This window comes from Mesotoga sp. HF07.pep.5.2.highcov (assembly GCF_003666285.1).
Taxonomy (GTDB): domain Bacteria; phylum Thermotogota; class Thermotogae; order Petrotogales; family Kosmotogaceae; genus Mesotoga; species Mesotoga prima.
The window spans coordinates 1-2,212 of the sequence record NZ_JFHJ01000553.1; the positions used below are offsets into that span (position 1 = coordinate 1).

1 protein-coding gene is annotated in these 2,212 nt (G+C 48.4%); it reads left to right on the forward strand.

Annotated elements, in window-relative coordinates; translation table 11 throughout:
- A partial coding sequence (gene uvrA / locus BG32_RS11700) for an excinuclease ABC subunit UvrA (protein WP_121526865.1) occupies positions 1 to 2,212 on the forward strand: 2,212 nt, incomplete at both ends.

Below are 2,212 nucleotides of genomic sequence, written 5' to 3' on the forward strand. Positions count from 1 at the left end.
TCGACACAATTTACGCAGAAGGTCAGAGGAGATATCTCGAATCTCTTTCCACTTATGCTAGACAGTTTCTGGGGGAGATGAAGAAACCCGATGTAGAAAATATCGAGGGGCTCTCTCCGGCAATTGCCATAGAGCAGAAGACCGTTAGCCATAACCCTAGATCGACGGTAGGAACCGTTACGGAGATACACGACTACCTGAGAGTTTTGTTCGCCAGAGTGGGTATTCCACATTGTCCGTCCTGTGGGCGCGTAGTTCAGAAACAGAGTCTCGATGAAATCGTAGAAGGAGTTCTGAAGGAATACGGTGCGGAAGATCGAATCGCCATCTACGCCCCTGTTGCCAATGGTAAGAAGGGCGAGTTCAAGAAGGAACTTGAAGCTCTCAGAAAGAAGGGCTTTGTAAGGATCGAGATAGATGGAGAAACATACGATCTCGACGAAGACCTCAAACTTGACAAGAACAAGAGACACACGATAAACCTAGTGGTGGATAGACTGAGGGCAGATGCCGATAACGCTTCACGTCTTGCTGACAGCATCGAGATGGCTTTGCATGAAGGGGATGGCTTCGTCGAAGTCGGTCTGGTCGATTCCGAAGAGAGAAAGATCTTCAGTGAGAATTTTGCCTGTCCCGACTGTGGGATAAGCCTTCCGGAAATTTCGCCGAAGATCTTTTCATTCAACAACCCTTTCGGGGCCTGTCCAAAGTGTCATGGCCTTGGTTACACAATGGAATTCTCAAAAGATCTTCTTGTAGATGAAAGTCTGAGCGTTTTGAAGGGCGCCATAAAGACGATGTCAAGCAACAGGGACACATTTACCCTGAAGATGATCGTAAAAGTAATAGAATCGCTAGGCGACGATCCTGCCAAACCCTTCAAAGATCTTCGAGACGATGTGAAGAATGCCATCCTTTTCGGAACGGACAGCGACATTTCTATGAAATACAAGTCCGATCGGCTCACTTACGAGCTTAAGAGACCCTATGAAGGCATAATCAACAATCTAAGGAGACGATATAACGAAACACAGTCGGAAGACATGCGCTTCTGGATGGAAAGCAATTTCATGGTTCAACAGATCTGTACGCAGTGTAACGGTCAACGTTTGAGACCCGAAGCGCTTGCAGTTACTCTTGGCGGTTTGAATATCGCGCAGATATCCGATCTCACAATCCAGGAAATCTACGACTTCATGACAGGTATTCATTTCACGGATTTTCAGCGGGAAATCGTCGGAGAGCTCCTGAGTGAGATAGAGAAGCGGCTCAAATTTCTGGTGGATGTGGGACTCGACTACATCACCCTGTCCAGATACGCCATGACGCTTTCAGGAGGGGAATCGCAAAGAATAAGACTTGCGACACAGATCGGTTCCGGCCTTACGGGGGTTACCTATGTGCTCGATGAGCCAACCATAGGGCTACATTCAAGAGACAATGACAGGTTGATAAAGACACTGAAGAACCTCAGGGATCTGGGAAACACCGTAATAGTTGTCGAACACGACGAAGAGGTCATAAGAAGCTCCGACTACATCGTGGATGTGGGACCGGGAGCAGGAGTTCACGGAGGAGAGATCGTTTACCAGGGGACAACTCAGGCGCTTCTCGATAACCCGCCGGAACGATCTCTTACGGGAAAGTATCTAAATGGCGAGTTATCCGTTCCTAGATTCGAATCGGCGAACAACTCAAATGGAAAGTTTCTCACTGTAAAGGGCGCGGAGAAGAACAATCTTAAGCATATTGACGTTTCATTTCCGCTAGGCAAATTCATAACGGTAACCGGTGTATCTGGAAGTGGCAAGAGCTCTCTCGTAATGGACACGGTGTACCCTTCACTCAAAGTTGCACTGGGTGGATCCAATTCCTCCTCCGAAAAGCTGGCAGAGCTACTCGGCTGGGAGGAGATCGACAACGTAATAGTGATCGACCAGAACCCAATAGGCAGAACGCCGAGATCCAATCCTGCAACATACACGGGGCTCTTCGATCACGTAAGGGATCTCTTCGCCAAGACTCAGGAAGCAAGAGCAAGGGGCTACAACAAAGGGCGTTTTTCCTTCAACGTCAAAGGCGGGAGATGCGAGGCCTGTCAAGGGCATGGGCTTATAAAGATAGAGATGCAGTTCCTTCCCGATGTCTACGTCGAGTGCGATGTCTGCAAAGGCAGGCGATACAATAAAGAGACTCTCGAGATACGCTATCG